19 protein-coding genes are annotated in these 19,646 nt (G+C 69.7%); 6 read left to right on the top strand and 13 right to left on the bottom strand.

The window, feature by feature from the left end; all coding sequences use genetic code 11:
• Positions 1–75 precede the first annotated feature (75 nt).
• The 6 genes from IBX53_RS00730 to phnD are packed head-to-tail and all read right to left on the bottom strand — an operon-like array spanning position 76 to position 6,314.
• Positions 76–1,773 carry an iron ABC transporter permease gene (locus tag IBX53_RS00730; protein ID WP_290903842.1) on the bottom strand — a complete coding sequence of 566 codons (1,698 nt, stop codon included), beginning with the start codon at positions 1,771–1,773 and terminating at the stop codon, positions 76–78.
• Positions 1,773–2,738: an ABC transporter substrate-binding protein gene (locus IBX53_RS00735; RefSeq protein WP_290903844.1), complete on the bottom strand. Its 966-nt coding sequence runs from the start codon at positions 2,736–2,738 to the stop codon at positions 1,773–1,775. The genes IBX53_RS00730 and IBX53_RS00735 overlap by 1 nt, the downstream gene beginning before the upstream one ends.
• A 41-nt stretch (positions 2,739–2,779) precedes the next feature.
• On the bottom strand, positions 2,780–3,877 hold the full coding sequence (locus IBX53_RS00740) for an ABC transporter ATP-binding protein (protein WP_290903846.1): 1,098 nt from the start codon (positions 3,875–3,877) through the stop codon (positions 2,780–2,782).
• Between the two features lie 11 nt (positions 3,878–3,888).
• Positions 3,889–4,689: a phosphonate ABC transporter, permease protein PhnE gene (gene phnE, locus IBX53_RS00745; RefSeq protein ID WP_290903848.1), complete on the bottom strand. Its 801-nt coding sequence runs from the start codon at positions 4,687–4,689 to the stop codon at positions 3,889–3,891.
• Positions 4,646–5,449 (bottom strand): phosphonate ABC transporter ATP-binding protein, encoded by an 804-nt coding sequence (phnC, locus tag IBX53_RS00750; protein WP_290903850.1) that lies wholly within the window; start codon positions 5,447–5,449, stop codon positions 4,646–4,648. Before phnC ends, phnE begins: the two co-directional genes overlap by 44 nt.
• 10 nt (positions 5,450–5,459) lie before the next feature.
• Positions 5,460–6,314: a phosphate/phosphite/phosphonate ABC transporter substrate-binding protein gene (phnD, locus tag IBX53_RS00755; protein WP_290903853.1), complete on the bottom strand. Its 855-nt coding sequence runs from the start codon at positions 6,312–6,314 to the stop codon at positions 5,460–5,462.
• A 218-nt stretch (positions 6,315–6,532) separates the two neighbouring features.
• Between phnD and IBX53_RS00760 the strand changes: the two genes are divergently transcribed.
• Both IBX53_RS00760 and IBX53_RS00765 read left to right on the top strand, forming a co-directional pair.
• Positions 6,533–7,270: a Sir2 family NAD-dependent protein deacetylase gene (locus tag IBX53_RS00760; RefSeq protein ID WP_290903855.1), complete on the top strand. Its 738-nt coding sequence runs from the start codon at positions 6,533–6,535 to the stop codon at positions 7,268–7,270.
• Between the two features lie 54 nt (positions 7,271–7,324).
• Complete coding sequence (locus tag IBX53_RS00765; protein WP_290903857.1) at positions 7,325–8,143, top strand: tRNA-uridine aminocarboxypropyltransferase; 819 nt, start codon at positions 7,325–7,327, stop codon at positions 8,141–8,143.
• Here IBX53_RS00765 and IBX53_RS00770 read toward each other — a convergent pair whose 3' ends face one another.
• The 7 genes from IBX53_RS00770 to def form a co-directional block, all read right to left on the bottom strand.
• A complete protein-coding gene (locus tag IBX53_RS00770; protein WP_290903859.1) occupies positions 8,144–9,391 on the bottom strand; it encodes a TraB/GumN family protein in 1,248 nt (415 codons plus the stop codon).
• A 67-nt stretch (positions 9,392–9,458) separates the two neighbouring features.
• Positions 9,459–10,907 (bottom strand): TrkH family potassium uptake protein, encoded by a 1,449-nt coding sequence (locus IBX53_RS00775; protein WP_290903861.1) that lies wholly within the window; start codon positions 10,905–10,907, stop codon positions 9,459–9,461.
• A 27-nt stretch (positions 10,908–10,934) separates the two neighbouring features.
• Positions 10,935–12,308 (bottom strand): Trk system potassium transporter TrkA, encoded by a 1,374-nt coding sequence (gene trkA, locus IBX53_RS00780; RefSeq protein WP_290903863.1) that lies wholly within the window; start codon positions 12,306–12,308, stop codon positions 10,935–10,937.
• A 100-nt stretch (positions 12,309–12,408) separates the two neighbouring features.
• Positions 12,409–12,615 (bottom strand): dodecin, encoded by a 207-nt coding sequence (locus IBX53_RS00785; RefSeq protein WP_290903865.1) that lies wholly within the window; start codon positions 12,613–12,615, stop codon positions 12,409–12,411.
• A 46-nt stretch (positions 12,616–12,661) separates the two neighbouring features.
• Positions 12,662–14,032, bottom strand: a complete 1,371-nt coding sequence (rsmB, locus tag IBX53_RS00790; protein ID WP_290903867.1) for a 16S rRNA (cytosine(967)-C(5))-methyltransferase RsmB — start codon at positions 14,030–14,032, stop codon at positions 12,662–12,664.
• Positions 14,029–15,033, bottom strand: a complete 1,005-nt coding sequence (gene fmt / locus IBX53_RS00795) for a methionyl-tRNA formyltransferase (protein ID WP_290903869.1) — start codon at positions 15,031–15,033, stop codon at positions 14,029–14,031. Before fmt ends, rsmB begins: the two co-directional genes overlap by 4 nt.
• 113 nt (positions 15,034–15,146) lie before the next feature.
• A complete protein-coding gene (gene def, locus IBX53_RS00800; protein ID WP_290903871.1) occupies positions 15,147–15,659 on the bottom strand; it encodes a peptide deformylase in 513 nt (170 codons plus the stop codon).
• Between the two features lie 172 nt (positions 15,660–15,831).
• On the opposite strand from def, the gene IBX53_RS00805 reads away from it, so the two are divergent.
• From IBX53_RS00805 to hemF, 4 genes are read left to right on the top strand one after another with little or no spacing between them, the layout of a single operon-like run.
• On the top strand, positions 15,832–16,941 hold the full coding sequence (locus IBX53_RS00805) for a LysM peptidoglycan-binding domain-containing protein (protein WP_290903873.1): 1,110 nt from the start codon (positions 15,832–15,834) through the stop codon (positions 16,939–16,941).
• A gap of 9 nt (positions 16,942–16,950) precedes the next feature.
• Complete coding sequence (gene dprA / locus IBX53_RS00810; RefSeq protein WP_290903875.1) at positions 16,951–18,063, top strand: DNA-processing protein DprA; 1,113 nt, start codon at positions 16,951–16,953, stop codon at positions 18,061–18,063.
• 45 nt (positions 18,064–18,108) lie between these two features.
• The gene (locus tag IBX53_RS00815; RefSeq protein ID WP_290903877.1) at positions 18,109–18,666 is read left to right on the top strand and encodes a Sua5/YciO/YrdC/YwlC family protein; all 558 of its coding nucleotides are present in this window, start codon (positions 18,109–18,111) and stop codon (positions 18,664–18,666) included.
• Between the two features lie 38 nt (positions 18,667–18,704).
• Entirely contained in the window at positions 18,705–19,634 is a 930-nt protein-coding gene (gene hemF, locus IBX53_RS00820) for an oxygen-dependent coproporphyrinogen oxidase (RefSeq protein ID WP_290903879.1), read from the top strand.
• Positions 19,635–19,646: the final 12 nt, after the last annotated feature.

Consider the following 19,646-nt stretch of genomic DNA (forward strand, 5'->3'; position numbering starts at 1 on the left):
CAATTTCCGGGCTAGAGCTTCTGAGTTATCGATCATATGAGTTCTCCTTTTAAATCCTGACGGAGGAGCTGCTATTCATGCTGAAATGGGCAGCCGCCTGCGGCTGAACACCGTCAGCGCCACCAGCAGCGCCGTGGTGGTGAAGATCGCCACGGCACTCATTGCCATGCCGACGCCGGGTGAGCCCTGCTCGAACTGGCCGAACACGAAGGTGGAGACCGTGCGCATGCCGGCGGGCGCCACCATCAGCGAGGCCACCAGTTCCCGGGAGGCGATGGCGAACACCAGCAGCATGGAGACGATCAGGCTGGGCGCCAGGGCCGGCAGCAGGATGCGCCGGAAGGCGGTGAAGAAGCCGGCCCCGCAGACCCGCGCCGCCGCCTCCAGGCTCTCGCCCATCTGGCGGAAGGCCGCCGAGGCGTAGCGCACCGGATAGGGCAGCAGCAGGCAGGCGTATGCAAGCAGCAGCATGGCACCGGTGTTGTAGATCTGGATCGGCCACCAGGCCTGGTTCCAGGCCAGGATCAGCCCCACGGCCACCACGATGCCGGGCATGGTGTTGGGCAGCAGCGAGAGCAGGTCGAGCAGCCCCTTCCCCCGCAGCCGGGCGCGTACCACCAGATAACCCACCAGGGCCCCCAGCACGCCGGTGAGCAGCGCCGCGCCGATGGCCAGTCCCAGGCTGGTAGAGAGCGCCTGCAGGGCGCCGCCGCGGTTGGCCAGCAGCGCCTCGAAGTGGCGCAGCGACAGGTTCTCCAGGGTCAGGCCGCCGGAGAGGGTGCCGGTGAAGGCGGTGGCCAGCACGGCGAGTATCGGCACCGCCACGGCGGCCAGCGCCACCAGGCTGAAGAAACCCAGCACCGCCCAGCGCCAGGGACCCAGTTCGACGCGCTCCACCGCCGCCGGCTTGCCGGTCTGGCTGACGAAGGAGCGCCGCGTCACCAGCCAGTGCTGCAGGTAAAAGGCCGCCATGGCCAGCATCACCAGCAGCAGCGACAGCACCGCCGCACCCGGAATATCGATGGGCCAGTCGGCGAAGCGCTCGTGGATGCCGGTGACCAGCACCTTGTAGCCCGCCTGGGCGCCCAGGGTCGCCGGCGTGCCGAACTCCTCGATGGTCAGCGCGAAGACCAGCAGCAGACTGGCGGCGATGCCCGGGGTGGAGAGCGGCAGGGTGATGCGCCAGAAGGCGCGCCAGCCACCGGCGCCGCTGACGCGCGCGGCGGCGGCATAGCGGCCGCCAACGCTCATCATGGTGCGCGATACGGCGAAGTAGACCACCGGGAAGACATTGAGCACCATCACGAAGACGATGCCCGAGAAGGAAAACAGGAACTGGCTGGCGGCGACACCGCTGAGCTGTTCGGCATAGCCGCTCGGCTGCAGGGTCAGCATCCAGGAGAGCGCGGCGATGTAGGGCGGGATCATGAAGGGGATCAGGAAGATCAGATCCCAGGCGGCGCCACCGGGCACCCGGGTCAGGGCGCGCAATGCGCCCAGCGGGATGGCCAGCAGGGCACAGGTCGCCACCACGGCGATACCCAGGCGCAGGGTGTTGCCGAGCAGCCCCAGCAGCGCCGGGTCGGAGAGCAGCGGCACGAACAGGCCGAAGGCGCCGGTGAGATCGCCCCGAGACCAGCCGGGAAAGATCGCCTGAAGCAACACGTAGAGCAGTGGCAGCCCGACCAGCAGCAGCAGGGCCGCCGCGGTCAGCAGCATGACGAAGCCCGCCCCGGTGATGCGGGGCAGGCGAGAGACAGGTGGTGCCGACATCAGCTGTCCGTGGCCTCGCGGAAGCGGGAAATGATGGCCTCGCGCTGGGCGTTCATGGCCTCGCTGTCCACCTCGATCAGGGTCAGCTCCTCGATGGTGGGGCGCAGCGCCTCGATATCGGTGCGTGACGGCATCAGGTAGCGCTCGGCGACGCGTGCCTGGCCCTGTTCGGAGAGCACGAAGTCGATGAACCGCTCGGCCTCGTCGGGCATCGAGGTGGAGGCCAGAATCATCATCGGCCTCGGGGCGATCACGGTGCCGCTCTCGGGGAAGATCACCTCGATGGCCTCGCCCTCGGCCTGCTGGCCCAGGGAGATGTAGTCCACCGCGCCGAACACCACCGACTTGGCCCCCTGCAGCACCGGGTTTAGGGCGCGAGCGTTGGGTCCGGGCACGATCATGCCGTTGTCGGCGAGTGCTTCCATCAGCGACCAGGTAGCGTCTTCGCCCATGGCCGTGAGCAGGCCGCTGACCAGCTCGAAGGCGGCGCCGGACTGGGCCGGGTCGGGCATGGTCACCTGGTCGCGGTAGGCGGCATCGGTCAGGTCGCTCCAGTCGGCGGGGGCGGGTACGTCGCTATCGCGATTCCACACCAGTGCCAGGGCCGAAACCCCCTGGGCCACATAATGGTTGGTCTTGAGGAAGTCGGGCACCGTCGCGGCGTTGGGAGAAAGGTACTCATGCAGGAGGCCTTCCCCATGCAGCGACTTGGCGCTGTCCCAGGAGGCGGACACCACCACGTCGGCCAGCGGATTGGCCTGTTCGGACTCCAGGCGCGCCATCACCTGGCCGGTGGTGCTCTGGAAGACGTTGACCTCGATACCGGTTTCCTCGGTGAAGTCGGCAGCGAGATTGTCGATCAGCGCGCCAGGGCCGGCGGAGTAGACGGTCAAGGCATTGGCGGCCGCCAGGCTCGGCAGGGCGAACAGGCAGGCGCCGAGGGCAAGGGGCTTCAGTGGGAACATGTCGGTCTCCTTGATGATGTATACAGCGAGGTGGGCCGCGGTCAGCCGCCGGCGATGGCCGCCACGTCGGCATGGGGCACCAGGTCGAGCAGCCGTGCCCGGTCATCCCAGGCGCGCAGGGCGGCGACATCGAGGTCGATCCCCACCTGGCAGCCCCGCTCCGGCGCATGAGGCGCATGCAGCTTGAGTGAGCGACCATCGGCCAGGGTGAGCTGAAGCGCCAGGTGCTCGCCCTGGAACAGGCGACCGGTGATTCGCCCGCGCACCAGGCCGGCGTCGGGGGCGCACAGACGCAGAGCGCGGCGTGGCAGCAGCAGCCGCACCTCGCCTCGGTAGCCGCAGGCCGAGGCCATCGGCAGCTGAGCGTCGGCGATGGCCAGGCCAGCGGCGTCGAGCCGGGCATCGAGCAGGGTGCCGGCGTCCACGAAGTCGGCGATCTCCGGCGTTGCCGGGGTATGGAAGAGCGCCTCCGGCGAATCGACCTGCTGCAGCCGGCCCTGCTGCAGGACGGCGACCCGGTCGGCCAGGGCGAAGGCCTCATGCTGGTCATGGGTGACGAACACCGCAGTCAGGTTGAGCTCCTCGATCAGGCTGCGGATCTCGAGAGCCAGGCTCTCGCGCAGCCCCTTGTCGAGGTTGGAGAGGGGCTCGTCCATCAGCAGCAGCCGCGGCCTGGCGACGATGGCCCGCGCCAGTGCCACCCGCTGCTGCTGGCCTCCGGAGAGTGCGCCGGGGGCGCGGTCGGCGTAGTCGGCGAGCCCCACCAGCGAGAGCGCCCACTCCACCTGGGGACGGCGCGCGTTGGCCTTCACCCCCTGCATCTCCAGCGGAAAGGCCACGTTCTGATAGACGCTCATGTGGGGCCAGAGGGCGTAGTCCTGGAAGACCATGCCCAGCCGGCGATCGTCGGGGCTCAGGTGGCGCCCTCGCGAGGCCACGCACTCCCCCCCGAGATGCACCTCGCCCTCATCGAGTTCGATCAGGCCGGCGATGCAGCGCAGCAGGGTGGTCTTGCCGCAGCCGGAGGGGCCCAGCAGGGCCAGCACCTGGCCCCGGGGCAGGGCGAGGTCGATGCCGTCCAGGGCCACGGTATCGCCGAAGCGCTTGTGGAGGCGATCGATCTTCAGCGCATGTGCCATGGAAATCTCCGTTAGATCACCCGCTTGCGAATCCAGGCGCTGACCTGCTCCACGCCGATCACCACCACCAGGATGGCGAGGATCACGGTGAGGGCCTGGTCGTAGCGGAACAGGCTCATGGCGGCGGAGAGTTCCACGCCGATGCCGCCGGCGCCGACGAGGCCCAGCACCACGGCGCTGCGCACCGCCTTCTCCACCGAGAAGAGGCTGGTGGCCACGAAGGAGGGGGTGCACTCGGGCAGGATGGCCCCGCAGACCACGCCGCTGCGCGAGGCGCCGGTGGCGGCCAGGGCCTGGCAGGGGCCGGGGTCCACCTCCTCGATGCGCTCCGAGAAGAAGCGCGCGCAGAAGCCGATGGTGTCCATGACAATGGCCAGGATCCCGGCGAGCGGGCCGAGCCCCACGGCGACCACGAAGATCAGCGCCCAGACCAGGTCCGGCACGGTGCGCAGGGTGGCCACCACGTTGCGGGCGATCACCCGGACGATGGGGTGGGGGCTGGTGTTGCGGGCGCAGAGCAGCGCCATGGGCAGGCTCAGGATCACCCCGAACACCACCCCGACGATGGCCATCTGGAAGGTCTCCAGCATGGCCATGGCGATCACGTCCCAGCGAGCGAAGTCCGGCGGCAGGGCTTCACCGAAGAAGGTGCCGAGGTTCGCCACCCCGCGCAGCAGGCGATCCGAGTGGATGTTGGCGCTGGAGAAGCCGCTGATGAAGAAGGCCGCGAAGGCCAGCAGCAGGATGAAGGCGATGGGAGAGGGGCGCTCAAGCCTGGGCGGGGCGCTGTGTCGAGACGATGACTCGCTCATCGATGGCAGCCTCCTGTGTGATATCGGTCTGGTAGAGGGCCGTGATGTCGGCGTCGCTGATCTGGGCGGCGGGGCTGTCAAAGGCTAGTTGGCCGGAGTGCAGGCCGATCAGCCGCTCGCCGTACTCCCGGGCGAGCTCGACCTGGTGCAGCACGCAGAGCACGGTCATGCCGCGCTCGCGCACCACCGACCAGAGCAGCTCCATCACCTCGCGGCCCGCGCGGGGGTCGAGGCTGGCCACCGGCTCGTCGGCCAGCACGATCTCGGCGTCCTGCATCAGCATGCGGGCGATGGCCACGCGCTGCTGCTGGCCCCCGGAGAGGGTATCGGTGCGGCGCGCCGCCAGGTGGGCGAGGCCGACCCGCTCCAGGGCCTCCATGGCCGCCTGGCGTGACTGCCGGCTGGCGGTCAGGGCGTGGCTGGCCAGGATGCCGCGGCGCCCCATCAGGCCGAACAGCACGTTCTGCAGCACCGAGAGGTTGCCGACCATGTTGAACTTCTGGAAGACGCAGCCGATGCGCTGGCGCAGGGGCCGCAGCTCGTGACGCGATGCCGAGGTGAGGTCGACGCCGGCCAGGCTGAGGCGCCCCGAGGTGGGGCGCTCCAGGCCGGTCAGGCACTTCATCAGCGTCGACTTGCCGCAGCCGTTGTGGCCGAGGATGACCACGCCTTCCCCGGGGCTGACGTCGAACGACAGCCCGTCGAGGGCACGGGTCCCGTCCGGATAGACCTTGGTGATAGTGTCGATGCTCAGCTGCATGGAAGCTCCATCAGTCGGAGAGGCCCAGCAGGGCGTAGGATTCGCGCACCATGTCGTACTCGCTGTCATCCACCAGCACCATCTCGGCGCCCAGGTACTTGTCGCGCTCGCCCGGGGCGAGGATCGCCTGCAGCAGGCCGTCGGGGTCGTTCATGAAGGCCTCCTGCATCTCGCTGATGCACTCGGCGGAGAGGTGCGGGCCGGCCACCATGGGGTCGCCCGGCATGTCCTGGCCGCGGGCGATGATGCGGTAGTTCGCCTCGCCGTGCTGGGCGACGAAGGGGGCGAAGTCGCGCACGCCGGTGCCGACGGCGTCCACCTCGCCGGAGGCCAGGGCCTGCATGCGAGCGCCGTCGAGCAGCGAGATGCGCAGGTCGCGGTCGATGTCCAGGCCGGCCTGGCTCAGCATGTAGCTGGGCATGATGTGGCCGGTGGTGGAGCCGTGGTCCTTCATGGCGACGTGCTTGCCATTGAGGTCATCGAGGCTTTCGATGTCGCTGTCGGTGGGGGCGATGAACACCGAGTAGTAGTCGGGGCGCACGATGGCGGTGATCGGCCTGGTGCCCGGGACTCGCTCGGTCATCAGCACGTACTCGGAGGGCCCGGCCAGCACGATATCGACCTGTTCGAAGCGCAGCGCGTTGATGGCGGTGGTGCGGTTGCCCACCGGGAAGAACTCCACCGTCACGCCCAGGCGCGACTCGACCTCGTCGACGAAGCCCTGGTAGGCGCGCTGCAGCTCCTCGCTGCCCTCGATGCCGGTATCGGCAAAGCGCAGGGTGGTGGGACAGGACTCGGCGGCCTGGGCCTGGGTAGCAGCGGCCAGGCTGAGGGCGGCGGCCAGGGGAAGCAGGGACTTTTTCACGTGTCACCTCGGGATGATCATGGGAAGGCATGGCTTGGGAGCAATCGCTCCCTACCCTGACGGGGATTGATGACGGTGACGTGTCATCCCGATGACGTCCTGCTGAACGGGACGAAGGTGCCCCTTCTGGCCCCACCGGGGTCGCCAGTGGTAATTTCAGGGACCTGGCAGGTGGGCGTCACGTACGGGGCGAGAGAGCAATCGGCGAGAGGTGGTGAATGGCCAAGCAGCGAGCGCCGCACCTGGTGGTGTTCACCGGGGCAGGGATCAGTGCCGAGAGCGGCATCCAGACCTTCCGCGCCGAGGATGGCCTGTGGGCCGACCACCCCGTGGAGGAGGTGGCCACGCCTGGCGCCTGGCGGCGCGACCCTGGCAGGGTGCTGGCGTTCTATAATGCGCGCCGCGACCAGGTGCGCCGGGCTCGGCCCAATGCCGCCCACAAGGCGCTGGCGGCGCTTGAGAAGCGGGGCTTCCGGGTCAGCATCATCACCCAGAACATCGATGATCTGCACGAGCGGGCCGGTTCCCGTCAGGTGCTGCACCTGCACGGCGAGATCCTCAAGGCGCGCTCCACGGTGGACCGCCGCATGCACTACTCCCTGCCGCGCGGCGGCATCGAACTGGGCGACATCTGCGACAAGGGCAGCCAGCTTCGGCCCGACGTGGTCTGGTTCGGCGAGGAGGTGCCCCACTTCGGGGAGGCCTGCGAGCTGGTCGGCGAGGCGGACCTGCTGCTGGTGGTGGGCACGTCACTGGCCGTGATGCCGGCGGCCTCTTTACTGCAATACGCGCCCTTCGACGCCCCCTGCGTGCTGGTGGACCCCGAGGCCCAGACGCTGGCCCCGCCCGGGGTGACCCGGCTCAGTCAGCCGGCCGGCAAGGGGGTGCCGGCGCTGGTGCGCCACTGGCGGCGCGAGGGGCGGCTCTGGGTGCCGGAGACCCTGCTGGCTTCCTGAAGGGCGCCTGCGGAGGTGCTAGAATGCGGCGCCTCTTCCGATGCGGTAGCCGCCATGCAGCACGATAAGCCCGATGCCTGTGCCGATCGTCTTCCCGACGGGGTGCTTTCCCGTGACCCCGGGACCGCTCCCTTCCGTGACCCCGGGACCGCTCCCTTCCGTGACCCCGGGACCGGTCATCCGCGTCCACCGCGGCGTGAGTTCAAGTCCCGCGGCAGCCTCGTTGCGCGCTGTCCGGACTGCAATCTGCCCGAGCTGAACTGCCTCTGCCCCTATGCGGTGAAGGCAGAAAGCGAGGCCCGGGTGTGGCTTCTGACCCACTCCATGGAGCACCACAAGCCCACCAATACCGGGCGGCTGATCCGCGACGTGCTGCCGGACACCGAGGTCTTCACCTGGTATCGCACCGCGCCGGACGAGCGGCTGCTGGCGCTGCTCGAAGACGAGCGCTACGCCCCCTTCGTGATCTTTCCCGATGACCAGCCCGACTACGCCGAGCGGGTGGTGGGCATCGACGCCGTGGCCGAGGCGAAGGCCGCCGGGCGCACGCCGGTCTACGTGCTGTTGGACGGCACCTGGCGCCAGGCGCGGCGCATCTTCCGCAAGAGCCCCTACCTCGACCGGCTGCCGGTACTGCCGCTGCACAGCGAGCGGCTGACCCGCTACCGGCTGCGCAAGCCGGCCTCCGCCGAGCACCTGTGCACTGCCGAGGTGGCCGCCGAGCTGCTGCGCCAGGGGGGTGACGACTCGGCCGCCCAGGCCCTGGACGACTACTTCGACGCCTTCAACGAGAGCTATGCCGCCAGCCGGCGCTTCGAGAAGATCCAGGCGCCGACGGCGGCGATGCGGCGCCTGCTGGCGAGAAAGGGGTGATCAGGCCGAGCCGCTGCCGAACAGGGCCCCGGCGATGCGGAAACCGGCGATCCAGGTGCCGGCGGCGGAACCCAGGGTGGCCAGCATGAAGACCAGCAGGGTGCGCGAGACCCGGTTGCGCCACCAGCCTTTCAGCTCGGTGACGTCATGGCGCAGGGTCGAGAAGTCCCGCACCTTGGGCTTTCGCAGGTAGAGCTCCACCCCGGCGGCCACGAAGCCGGCGCCGATGGTGGGGTTGAGCGAGGTGAGCGGGGCGGCGAAGAAGGTCGCCGCCACTGTCAGCGGATGGGCCAGGGCCACCAGGGTGGCCGCGGCCGAGAGCACGCCGTTGATCAGGAACCACTCGCCGACGAGCTGCCAGCCCAGCTCGGTGTTGCGCGAGAAGCCGATGGCGAAGCCGGTCAGTACCAGCGCGGTGATCAGCCAGGGCAGCGACTTCCAGACCTTCGACGGTGGCGGTGTCACCTCCAGTTCCCGGCGTTCGGCGCTGGGGTCGGCCGGAGAGGCTCCCTCCAGGTCCTCGGCCATGCCCTTCATGTGGCCGGCGCCGATCACCACCAGCACGTGGCGGTAGCGCCCCGGGGGCGCCTCTTCCGCCAGGCGCAGCACCATGTAGCGGTCCCGTTCGGTGATCAGGGGCGTGTAGAGGGTCTCGGACTCGGCGGCGAACTCGCTGAAGGTGGACTCCAGGACATCCCCCTCCTTGAGCCGCTCGATCTCCGCGGCGGAGACGTCCTGGCGCGACAGCACGCTGCCCAGCAGCCCCGAGAACAGCGAGAAGCGCTGCCACCAGGGCACATTGTGGTAGATGCGCTTTAGGGTGACCCCCACGTCGCGATCGATCAGCAGCAGCGGCAGGCCCGCCTCGCGGCTCTCCTCCAGGGCGGCGCGCATCTCGGCGCCGGGCTCGATCCCTGACTGCTCGGCCACGCGCTGCTGGAAGGCGCCCAGCGCCAGGCTCGCCGCCACCATGCCCGCCTTGCCCTGGCGGAAGATCTCGAACAGGTCCTGGTTATGCAGGGCGTCCGGGTTGGCGAGGCTGTGGTGGCGCGAATCACACAGCTCGATGGCCACGGCGTCGAACTCGCCGGAGCGGATCAGCGCGCGCACGTCCAGTGCGCTCTCGGCGGAGACGTGTGCCGTGCCCAGCAGGGTGTAGCGGGTCTCGCCCACCTGGATGACGCGGCGCGGGCCGGTCACTCCGGCCGGGGAGTCGGTGGGCATCGCGGTGTCCTGGGAGTCGGTCATGGACGCTCTGTATGAAGAAGTGAGAGGGAGGGATTATCCACGATGGATCCGGTCGGGCCAAATCCGCTCAGCGCCGCCAGAAGGCCGGAGTAAACAGCACCAGCACGGTGAAGATCTCCAGGCGGCCGAGCAGCATGGCCATCACCAGGATCCACTTGGCCAGGGCCGGCAGGTCGCCGTAGTTTCCGGAGGCCTCCCCCAGCGCCGGCCCCAGGTTGTTGAGCGCCGAGGCCACGGTGGACCAGGCGGTGACCTGGTCGACCCCGGTGGCCATGACGCCCACCAGCATCAGGAAGAACAGCATCACGTAGACCGAGAAGAAGCCCCACACTGCCTGGGCGATGCCGTCCGGCACGCTCACCTTGCCCACCTTCACCGCGATCACCGCATTGGGGTGGATCAGGCGCATCACCTCGCGCATCCCCTGCTTGAGGATGAGGATGATGCGGATCACCTTCATGCCGCCCCCGGTGGAGCCGGAACAACCGCCGACGAAGGCGGCCATGAACAGCAGGAAGGGCAGCGCCCCCGGCCAGGCCGAGAAGTCGGCGACCCCGAAGCCGGCGGTGGTGGCCACCGAGACCACCTGGAAGATGCCGTGGCGCAGGCCGCGCTCAGTGTCATAGGTATTGGTGAGCCACAGCGAGACCACGGTGATCACCGCCAGGCCGAGCAGGAAGAGCAGCAGGAAGTGGGCCTCGGGGTCCTGGAAGTAGTGGGTGACTCGCCGCTCGCGCCAGGCGACGAAGTGCAGGCTGAAGCTCACCGCGGAGACGATCAGGAAGAACACGCAGATCATCTCGATCACGGCGCTGTCGAAGTGACCGATGCTGGCGTCGTAGGTGGAGAAGCCGCCGATGGCCACGGTGGAAAAGCTATGGCCCAGGGCGTCGAACCAGTTCATCCCGGCGGCCATGTAGGCCAGCATGCAGGCCACGGTGAGGGAGGCGTAGATGTACCACAGCGCCTTGGCAGTCTCGGTGATGCGCGGGGTGAGCTTGGAGTCCTTGAGCGGGCCCGGGATCTCGGTGCGGTAGAGGGCCATGCCACCGACGCCCAGCGTCGGCAGGATCGCCACTGCCAGCACCACGATGCCCATGCCGCCCAGCCACTGCAGTTGCTGGCGGTAGTAGAGGATCGACTCGGGCAGGAACTCGATGCCGGTGATCACCGTGGCCCCGGTGGTGGTCAGCCCCGAGAAGGACTCGAAGACCGCATCGGTGATCGAGAGGGCGGACTCCCCGGTGAGCATCAGCGGCAGCGAGCCGAACAGCGCCAGCACGCTCCAGAACAGCGCGGCGATCAGAAAGCCGTCGCGGGTACGCAGCTCCTTGCGAGCACGGCGGTTGGGCAGGAACATCAGCGCGCCGGTCACCACCGTGATGGCGATGGCCGCCGCGAAGGCCTTCCACTGGCCGTCGCCGAACAGCAGCGAGATCAGGATCGGCGGCATCATGGTCAGGCTGAACAGCATCAGCAGCATGCCGAGGATGCGCAGGATCATGCGCAGGCTCATCGCGCGAGGTTCCCCATGGTTGTCTGGCTAGAAGAAGGTCAGGCCGACCTGGAACAGCCGCTCCACGTCGCGCAGCCGGCGCTTGTCGATCACGAACAGGATCACGTGGTCGCCTGACTCCACCACCACGTCGTCGTGGGCGATCAGCACCTCCTTGCCGCGCACGATGGCGCCGATGGTGGTGCCCTTGGGCAGGTCGATCTCGCCGATGGCGCGACCCACTAGCCTGGAGGACTGGGTGTCGCCGTGGGCGATCGCCTCGATGGCCTCCGCCGCGCCGCGGCGCAGCGAGTGTACATTGACGATGTCGCCGCGCCGCACGTGGGTCAACAGGCTGCCGATGGTGGCCTGCTGGGGCGAGATGGCGATGTCGATCTCGCCGCCCTGCACCAGGTCCACATAGGCGGCGTTGTTGATCAAGGTCAGCACCTTTTTGGCGCCCATGCGTTTGGCCAGCATCGACGACATGATGTTGACCTCGTCGTCGTTGGTCAGCGCACAGAAGATGTCGCACTCCTCGATGTTCTCCTCCTCCAGCAGCCGCTTGCTGGTGGCGCTGCCGTGCAGCACCACGGTGCGGTCTAGGCGTTCGGAGAGCACCGTGCAGCGCTCCAGGTTGTGCTCGATGATCTTCACCTGGTGGCTGTGCTCCAGGTGCTCGGCGAGGCGCTCGCCGATGTTGCCGCCACCGGCGATCACCACCCGGCGGAAGTCGCGGTCGAGGCGGCGCAGCTCGCTCATCACCGCGCGAATGTCGCGCCGGGCGGCGATGAAGAACACCTCGTCGTCGGCCTCGATCACGGTGTCGCCGCGGGGGATGATCGGCCGGTTGCGGCGGTAGATGGCGGCGACGCGGGTATCCACGCTGGGCATGTGGCGGCGCAGGAAGGCCAGCTCCTGGCCCACCAGGGGGCCGCCGTAGATCGCCTTGACCGCCACCAGCTGCACCAGGCCGCCGGCGAACTCCAGCACCTGCAGGGCACCGGGGTGCTCGATCAGCCGGCGGATGTGGTCGGTGACCACCTGCTCGGGGCTGATCAGCACGTCGATGGGGACCGCTTCGTGGGCAAACAGCCCCTTGCGGGTCAGGTAGGCGGTGGCGCGGACACGGGCGATCTTGGTGGGGGTGCGAAACAGGGTGTGGGCGACCTGGCAGGCGATCATGTTGACCTCGTCCTGGCTGGTCACCGCGATCAGCATGTCGGCGTCCTCGCAGCCCGCCTGGCGCAGCACCATGGGATAGGAGCCGGGCCCCACCACGGTGCGGATGTCGAGCTTGGTGTGCAGCTCACGCAGCTTGTTGCCGTCGGTGTCCACCACCGTGATGTCGTTCTCCTCCCGGGCCAGGTGTTCGGCCAGGGTACCGCCGACCTGGCCGGCGCCGAGGATGATGATCTTCATGGAGTCTGATGTCCGCTGGCAGCGAGCGCGGCGCCTCTTGTGCGCCGCAATAGGATGGCGGCAAGCCTAAACCAGCCGCGGGGAGAAGAACAGCGCGCCATCAGTCGAGGGTGAAGCCGACCTTGATGGTGACCTGCCAGTGGGCAACGTGACCGTGCTCCACGTGGCCGCGGGTCTCGGTGACCTCGAACCAGCGCATGCCGTGCAGGGTCTCGCTGGCCTTGGTGATGGCACTCTCGATGGCCTGCTGGATGCCCTCCTCGGAGGAGCCGGTCAGCTCGATATGCTTGTAGGTATGGTTGCTCATGGGGACTCCGGTTGCTCGCCAAAGGGGGGGCGGTCGGGCCGATGGCTCAGCCTGGCCGTTTCTTCAGTCTGGCATAGAAGAAGCCATCGTGACTGTCGATCTGCGGCAGCAGCTGGCGGCCTGCGCCCCATGGCCGTCCCCAGGCCACGTCACCGGGGGTGGTGACCTCGGCGTCCGGGGTGCGCGACAGGAAGGTGGCGATCTGCTTGTTATTCTCCTCCGGCAGCACCGAGCAGGTGGCATAGAGCAGGGTGCCACCGGGACGCAGCAGCGGCCACAGGTTGTCGAGGAGTTGCGTCTGCAGGGTGGCCAGGACCGGAATGTCGCTGGGGCGTCGCAGGCGCTTGATGTCGGGATGTCGACGGATCACCCCGCTGCCGGAGCAGGGCGCATCGAGCAGGATGGTGTCGAAGGGGGCGCCGTCCCACCAGTCGCGTTCGGTGGCATCGCCGTGGGCCAGGCGCGCCTCCAGGCCGAGCCGGCCCAGGGCGTCCTCGACCCGGGCCAGGCGTTCGGCATCGCTGTCCACCGCGTGCATCTCGATGTCGAACAGCTCCAGCAGGTGTCCGGTCTTGCCCCCGGGGGCGCAGCAGGCGTCCAGCACGCGGGCGCCGGGGCGCGGGGCCAGCGCCGGGCCGAGCAGCACGCTGGTGAGCTGGGCGGCCTCGTCCTGGACGCTGACGTCGCCATCGGCGAAGCCCGGCAGCAGCTGGACGTCGCAGGGCGTCTCCAGGGTGATGCCGTCCGGGGCATGCAGGCAGAGCCGCGCCTGGATGCCGGCCGCGGCCAGCCGGTCCATGTAGGCCTCGCGGTCGCCATGGCGGCGGTTGACCCGCAGGGTCATGGGGCCGGGCACGTTGTTGGCATCGCAGATGGCGCGCCAGTCATCGGGCCAGGCCTGGCGCAGCGCCTGGATCAACCATTGGGGGTGCAGCAGCGCCACCGCCGGGTCGCGGTCCACCTCGGCCTGGAGCTCGGCGGCCTCCCGCTGGAGGCGGCGCAGGCAGCCATTGAGCACCCGGGTAGCCCACTCCTTGCCGAGCAGGCGGGCCGCACCGGCGGTCTCGCCCACTGCGGCATGAGCCGGAATGCGCAGGTAGAGCAGCTGGTGGATGCCCAGCAGCAGCAGCGCCTGGACGTCGGCGTCGCGCACCTTGAAGGGCTTGACCAGCAGCTTCGCCGCCAGGGCCTCGAGGCGGGGCAGGGTGCGGCAGGTGCCGTAGCAGAGTGCCTTGAACAGGGCGCGGTCGCGGGCCACCACCTGATGGTCGTCGAGGCCGGTAAGCGACCCCTTGCCGGTGATCACCGGCACCAGGGCTCGGGCGGCGGCGGCGCGCACCGCCAGGCCGCCGTCGTTTTCCAGGCCGCGTTTGCGCTGGCGAGGCTCGCGGGGCTGATGCTCGAGTGGCTGGCTCATGCGGAGGCCTCCTCGTCGTGGTGGCCCAGCTGCAGGCCAGGCGTAAAGCGTTCCGCCCGGGCACGCAGCAGTTCACTCACCGGCAGCGCCTTGCCGCCGGGCAACTGGGCCTGGGTCACCCGCAGCACCTGGTTGCCCTCGGGGCCGCAGGCGATGCGCAGGGCCTCGCCGTCGTGGCCGAGCAGGGTGCCGGGGGCGGCGGGGGGCTCACCGTCGCTGAGCCCGCTTGCCTCGGCCATCAGCAGACGCAGGCGGTCGCCGTCGAAGGCGCACCAGGCCACCGGCCAGGGGTTGAAGGCGCGCACTCGGGCGGCCAGGGAGGCGGCGGGCTCGCGGAAGTCCAGCTCGGCCTCGGCCTTGGAGAGCTTGGCGGCATAGGTGACGCCGGCCTCGGGCTGGGGCGTGGCGGGCAGGCCAGGGCCTGCCAGGGCGTCCAGCGCCTCGACGATGGCCTCGCCGCCTAGGCCTGCCAGGGTGTCATGGAGCTCGCCGCCGGTGGTGGTGGCGGTGATCGGGGTGCGCCGCACCAGCAGCATGGCGCCGGTGTCGAGGCCCTCGTCCATCTGCATGATGGTCACCCCGCTCTCGGCGTCGCCGGCCTCGATGGCGCGCTGGAGGGGGGCGGCGCCGCGCCAGCGCGGCAGCAGCGAGGCGTGGACGTTGAGGCAGCCCAGGGGCGGAATCTCAAGCACCGCCCTGGGCAGGATCAGCCCATAGGCCACTACCACCATGATATCGGCGTTCAGGGCGGCCAGCTCGGCCTGGGCCTCGGGCGCCCTGAGCGTCTCCGGCTGATGGACCGGCAGCCCATGCTCGAGGGCGAGACGCTTGACCGGGCTCGGAGTCAGCTTGCGGCCGCGCCCCGCGGGACGGTCCGGCTGGGTATAGACGGCGATGACGTGGTGGCGGCTGTCCAGCAGCGCCTGCAGACTCTCGGCGGCGAAGTCGGGCGTGCCGGCGAAGATGACGCGGAGGGAGTGAGAGTCGTGGGGTCGGGACATGGTTCGGGCCTGGCCGGGGAGTGGATGTCTCCAATGATAACGGAGCCGGCCACAAACGACGAAGGCCGACGGGTGGTCGGCCTTCTGGCTGGAGCGGGGAGACGGTGCGGGGTTCAGGCGGTCTGCATCTGCTTGTGGCGCTTCTGCATCTTCTTCATTACCCGGTCGCGCTTTAGCGGCGAGAGGTAGTCGACGAACAGCACCCCCTCGAGGTGGTCGTGCTCGTGCTGGATGCAGTGGGCCAGCAGGCCGTCGGCCTCGAGCTCGTAGGGCTTGCCGTCGCGATCCAGCGCCCTGAGGCGAACCTTGAGCGACCGGGGCACCTCGGCATAGTACTCGGGAATCGACAGGCAGCCCTCGCTCATGAGGTCGCGCTCGTCGCCGATCGGGGTGACCTCGGGGTTGATCAGCACCAGCGGGCGGGTCTGGTCGTCGCTGACGTCCATCACGATGACGCGGCGGTGGATGTTCACCTGGCTCGCGGCCAGCCCGATGCCGCGGGCGTCGTACATGGTCTCGAGCATGTCATCGACCAGTTGACGGACCTCGTCGTCGACCGCATCCACCGGCGCTGCCCTGGTGCGCAGGCGCTCGTCGGGGAATTCGAGGATCGGTAATTTGGCCATGGCGTTGGTTTCACCGTTATGCTGTCATTTACAGAATGACACTATTCTAGAGGGGCGCCGTCGGTAGAGAAACCGCCGAACGCGCATCACGTCGATAACCTAAGACTATAGCATGCCGGCCGGGTTCGATGAGAGCGCACAGGGCCAGGTAAACGACGCGGGGAGAGCAGGGATGAAGCAGACACAAGAGGGCAAGGTGCGGCGCCGCTGGCCAGCCAGCGCGGCGATGCTGCTGGGCATGGCGCTGGCCCTGGGGGGGCTGGCCGGGGGCGCCCTGGCCCAGGGGCTCAACTGGAATGATGGCCTGCGGGGAGACGCCCCGGACCGTTACACCGTGGTGCGTGGCGATACCCTGTGGGACATCTCCGGCCGCTTCCTTCAGCACCCCTGGCAGTGGCCCGAGGTGTGGCAGGTCAATCCCCAGATCCGCAACCCGCACCTGATCTACCCGGGGGATGTTGTCTACCTCTATGACTGCAACGGCCGCCCCTGCCTGGGGCTGGAGCGCGGCCAGGGGCAGGTGCGGCTCTCTCCGGAGATGCGCACCATTCCCCACCGCGAGGCGATCGAGCCGATTCCCCTGGAGGCGGTCCGCCACTTCCTGCGCGACCATCGGGTCGTCGACGACCCCGACGCCCTCGACGAGCTGGCCTACGTGGTGGGCGGCGACGATCGCCGCCTGATGAGCGGCGTGGGCGATCGCCTCTATGCCCGCGGGGAGGTGGAGGGCAGCGGCCGGGTCGGCTTCTACCGGGTGGGCGAGCGCTTCCTGGATCCGGCCACCGGCGAGCTGCTGGGCCTGGAGCTGGAGAGCGTCGGCCAGGCCCGCCGCGAGCGCCAGGAGGAGGAGATCGTGGTGCTGGAGGTGACCTCCTCACGCCAGGAGGTACGCAACAACGACATCGTGCTGCCCCTGGAGGTCCGCGACCTGGTGACCGAGTTCTATCCCCGCGCCCCGGAGCGCGAGGTGGAGGGCACCATCCTGGCGGTGCCGGGGGGCGTGCAGTTCATCGGCCGCCTGCAGGTGGTGGCGCTGGATCGCGGGCGCCGCGACGGTCTCGCGCCCGGCCATGTGCTGATGGTCGAACAGCGGGGCGAGCTGGTCAGCGACCCGCGCACCGGCGAGTCCCTGCGCCTGCCCGGCGAGGATGCCGGCCTGGTGATGGTCTTCCAGCCCTACGAGAAGATGAGCTACGGCCTGGTGATGAAGGCCAGCCGCACCCTCTCGGTAGGGGATCGCGTGCATAGCCCCGAGCGCGCCCTGGGCGCCGCCCTTCGCTGAGGCATCAGCATGCCTGCCCAGCGGCCCGGCGCCCGGGAGTGGCTGGCCCTCGCCAGGCTGCCTGGCCTGGGTGGGGCGCGGCTGGCCGAACTGGCCACCACGGTCACCGCCTGGCCCGATGGCTGGCTGGCGCTGCTCCCCCGGGAGGCCGCCACGGCGCTGCGTCTGTGGCTCGATCACCCCGGGCGCAGCCCCCTCGCTGACGAGATCGCCCGGGACGAGGCGTGGCTCGCCGAGGCCCCTGGCCGCCACCTGCTTCACCCCGGTCATCCCTGCTGGCCGACCCTGCTCGCCGAGATCCCCGACCCGCCGCCCCTGCTGTGGGCCTGGGGCGACCTGGCCGCGCTCGAACCACCGCGCCTGGCCATGGTGGGCGCGCGGCGGGCCACTCGCGAGGGGCTGGCCAACGCCGCCGCCTTCGCCCGGGAGCTTGCCGGGCGCGGCTGGTGCGTGGTCAGCGGCATGGCGCTGGGCATCGATGCCGCCGCCCAGCAGGCGGCCCTGGAGGCCGGAGGCGTAAGCGTCGCGGTGCTCGGCTGCGGCGTGGATGTGGTCTACCCGCCGCGCCACCACCGCCTGCACGCGCGGCTGCGCGAGCCGGGTGGCCTGCTGCTCTCCGAGCATCCGCCCGGCACGCCGGCGCGGCCGGCCTTCTTTCCCCGGCGCAACCGCATCGTCACCGGTCTCTCCTTCGGCGTGCTGGTGGTGGAGGCGGCCGAGCGCAGCGGCTCCCTGGTCAGCGCCCGCCTGGCCGCCGAGCAGGGCCGCGAGGTCTTCGCGCTGCCCGGCTCCATCCACAACCCCCAGGCCCGGGGCTGCCTGCGGCTGATCCGTGACGGGGCCGTGCTGGTGCGCGAGGTCGACGATATCGTCGCCGAGCTGACCCAGTGGCTGCCCGCAGCGAGCCCCCGGCTGCCGGCAGACCCGCCCCTCGCGGAGGAGGGCGCCTCTCCCGGCGAGCCGCTGCTGCGCTGGCTGAGCGGCCAGCCGACGCCGGTGGATACCCTGGTGGGGCTCTCGGGGCTGGGCATCGCCGAGTGCCAGCGGCGCCTGCTGGAGCTCGAGCTGGAGGGGCGGGTGGCCCACGCCGCCGGCGGCTGGGTGCGGCTCTCGGGGGCATGATAGAATCCCCGGCCATTCATGAGCCCAGCCCTTCGAGGAGTCCCCATGAGCCAGGCCAGCCAGATCGCCCACGCCGCTGCCGCCCTGCGCCGAGGTGGAGTGATCGCCTATCCCACCGAGGCCGTGTGGGGGCTCGGCTGCGACCCGGACAACGACGAGGCCCTGGCGCGTCTGCTGCGCCTCAAGCAGCGCGACCCCGCCAAGGGCGTGATCCTGGTGGCGGCAAGCATCACCCAGTTCGCCCCCTGGCTCGAGGGGCTGCCCCTGGCGCTCCACGCGCCGCTGGCGGCCAGCTGGCCGGGCCCCAATACCTGGCTGGTGCCCGACAACGGTCGCAGCCACGGCCTGGTGCGTGGCGGCCACGACAGGGTGGCGCTGAGGGTCAGCGCCCATCCCCTGGTGGTGGCCCTGTGCGAGGCCTTCGGCGGGCCCATCGTCTCCACCTCGGCCAACATCGCCAGTGAACCGCCGGCCATGAGTGCCGACGAGGTGCGCGGGGTCTTCGGCGACGGGGTCGAGGCCATCGTCGAGGGGGAGCTCGGCGGCCTCGAGCGCCCCAGCACCATCCGCGACCTGCTCACCGGCCAGCTGACGCGCGCCTGATTCCTCCCTTTCACCCGCCCGGCCTCGAGGAGACTGCCTTGGCCCACGCCCGACTCGACGACGTCAAGACCTACCTGCTCGACCTTCAGGAGCGCCTCTGTGGCGGCCTCGCCGCCGAGGACGGCGGCACGGGCTTCCGCGAGGACGCCTGGGAGCGCCCCGAGGGGGGCGGCGGGCGCTCCCGGGTGATCGAGCACGGCCGCGTGTTCGAGAAGGGCGGCGTCAACTTCTCCCATGTCTTCGGCGAGCGCCTGCCGCCCTCGGCCACGGCGGCCCGGCCGGAGCTGGCCGGCCGCAGCTTCCATGCGGTGGGTGTCTCCTGGGTGCTGCATCCGGAGAATCCCCACGTCCCTACCAGCCACGGCAACGTGCGCTTCTTCATCGCCGAGAAGACGGGGGAGGATCCCGTCTGGTGGTTCGGCGGCGGCTTCGACCTGACCCCCTACTACCCGGTGTTCGAGGACGTGGTGCACTGGCACCGTGTCGCCCGCGCGGCCTGCGCGCCCTTCGGCGACGACGCCTACTCGCGCTACAAGGCGTGGTGCGATGACTATTTCTATCTGAAGCACCGCGACGAGACCCGCGGCGTGGGGGGGCTCTTCTTCGACGACCTCAACGAGGGGGGCTTCGATCGGTGCTTCGCCTTCCAGCGTGCCGTGGGCGACGCCTTCCTCGAGGCCTACCTGCCCATCGTGCGCCGCCGCCGCGAGACGCCCTGGGGCGAGCGCGAGCGCGACTTCCAGCTCTATCGCCGCGGTCGCTACGTGGAGTTCAACCTGGTGTGGGACCGCGGCACCCTGTTCGGGCTGCAGAGCGGCGGGCGCACCGAGTCGATCCTGATGTCGATGCCGCCCCTGGCGCGCTGGGAGTATGCCTGGACGCCGGAACCCGGCAGCCCCGAGGCGCTGCTGTACGAGGAGTATCTGCGCCCTCGGGACTGGCTGGGCGAGGCGGGCCTCGATGACTGATCAAGGAGAACC

The organism is Halomonas sp. (assembly GCF_014859505.1).
In the GTDB taxonomy this organism is placed as follows: domain Bacteria; phylum Pseudomonadota; class Gammaproteobacteria; order Pseudomonadales; family Halomonadaceae; genus Halomonas.